This window comes from Microcystis sp. M49636_WE2, from assembly GCF_030065375.1.
GTDB classification, from domain to species: Bacteria; Cyanobacteriota; Cyanobacteriia; order Cyanobacteriales; family Microcystaceae; genus Microcystis; species Microcystis aeruginosa_C.
This window is the reverse complement of record NZ_JASJFG010000129.1, coordinates 1-1,810: the sequence shown is the minus strand read 5'-3', so window position 1 is coordinate 1,810 and position 1,810 is coordinate 1. Positions and strand designations below refer to the sequence as shown.

The following is a 1,810-nucleotide window of genomic DNA, read 5'->3' as shown; positions in this document are numbered from 1 at the left end:
CCCGACAGGTGGTGAATCAGGACAGCGAAATTTTCGTATAACAGGACAATTGTTTCGCTGGTGCGAAGAAAATGAAGCTTTAGGAGTCGGGTTTGACTCTTCCACTGGATTTATACTACCAAATGGGGCGATTCGTTCTCCCGATCTATCTTGGGTGAGTCGAGAACGCTGGGAATCTTTAACCCCTAAGCAGAAAAAAGGATTTATTCCCCTCTGTCCCGATTTTGTGGTGGAATTGCGGTCTGAATCTGATAGTCTTGACAAATTACAGAAAAAACTGCTCGAATATAGGGAAAATGGCGCAAGGTTAGGCTGGTTAATCGATCCCCAGAATCGGCAAGTTGAAATTTATCGTCAAGGAAAGGAAGTAGATATCTTAGAAAATCCCACTGATTTATCGGGTGAAGATGTTTTACCCAATTTTAGCTTAAATTTAAAGTTCTGATGTTTTCAGGAGTAATCCTGCGATATTCTGCCAATCTTTTTGAGATCGGGGAGTCGCTTTTAAATTATCTAAGAATTCTTTTTTCTAGGTCATCATCAAATGAGCATCGAAAAGTCGTTAGTCTCGTCAGGTAAAAGTCTTTATCAAGAAGATTTCTACCGATGGTTACAAGAAACCGCTAATTTACTCAAAGAACATCGTTTTGAAAAATTAGACTTGGAAAATTTAATCGAAGAAATTGAAACGATGGGAAGGAGTGAAAAACGAGAACTAGAAAGTCGCTTAACCGTCATTGCTGAACATCTGCTTAAATTGACTTACTGGCTAACTGAAAAGGAAACAAATGCTCAAGGGTGGCGCAGCACAGTTGTTGAACAACGCCGACAAGTTCAACGCTTATTAAAAGAGAGTCCAAGTCTGAGAAGATTGATTCCTGAAATCTGGATAGATTGTTACCAAGCAGCCAGAGAAGATACTGTCAGAAAGTATCAACTTGCTGCTGATTTATTCCCGATTGAATCACCCTTTACCCTTGCAGAAATCCTTGATTATGACTATCTTCCTTAAAACTAAAGTTTCGTATTTTATCGATGAATATAATGCCTAACAAAGCCAAGCTTTAAACGGCAATCACTACCTCTGATTTACCAAATCAAAGTAAGATTTAAACTAAATTCTGGCAGAATATTTTCCCCCGATAAACTCTCCGGATTAGTTAAAATTTCTACTGGCTGTCCTTGACGATAAATTTCCACTTCTCTAGTTTTTCTATTGATTAACCAACCTAAACGAGTCCCATTATCTAAATATTCCTGCATTTTTTTTCTAGCAGTTTCTAAGTTGTCACTAGCGGACATTAATTCAATGACAAAATCGGGAGATAGAGGTAAAAATTTTTCCTTTTGTTGCGGGGTTAAAGCTTGCCATTTATCTAAAGGTATCCAAGCAGCATCGGGAGAGCGATCGGCCCCATTCGGTAGTTTAAATCCTGTGGAAGAATCAAAAGCGATACCCTTACCATTGTTATCTGACCAATTAAATAATTGTTGGGTGATTCTACCGTTACTATTGCCCGTTTTTCCTCCCGTCGGTGGCATAATAATTAAATCTCCTTTTGGGTTGCGTTCCAAGCGCAAATCTCGGTTATCCTGACAAAGTTGAAAAAACTGTTCATCGCTGAGTTGCCAAGATTCAAATTTAACTTCTACTACTGTCATCATGTTTAGATTCTCTTTTATAGGATTATATAATTACCAAATACTATCAAGTTCTAAGACAAATTGAGATAAAATATTTTCCCCCGATAAACTCTCTGGATTAGTTAAAATTTCTACTGCCTGTCCTTGACGATAAATTTCTACTTGT

3 protein-coding genes are annotated in these 1,810 nt (G+C 37.9%); 2 read left to right on the top strand and 1 reads right to left on the bottom strand.

Going from position 1 to position 1,810, the window contains the following annotated elements:
- A partial coding sequence (locus PX484_RS03080) for a Uma2 family endonuclease (RefSeq protein WP_288102811.1) occupies positions 1–445 on the top strand: 445 nt, incomplete at its 5' end.
- Positions 446–544: 99 nt separating this feature from the next.
- Complete coding sequence (locus PX484_RS03075) at positions 545–1,012, top strand: DUF29 domain-containing protein (RefSeq protein ID WP_287669366.1); 468 nt, start codon at positions 545–547, stop codon at positions 1,010–1,012.
- A gap of 77 nt (positions 1,013–1,089) precedes the next feature.
- Here the strand turns inward: PX484_RS03075 and PX484_RS03070 are convergent, their stop codons facing one another.
- Positions 1,090–1,665, bottom strand: a complete 576-nt coding sequence (locus tag PX484_RS03070; protein WP_287766162.1) for a Uma2 family endonuclease — start codon at positions 1,663–1,665, stop codon at positions 1,090–1,092.
- Positions 1,666–1,810 lie beyond the last annotated feature (145 nt).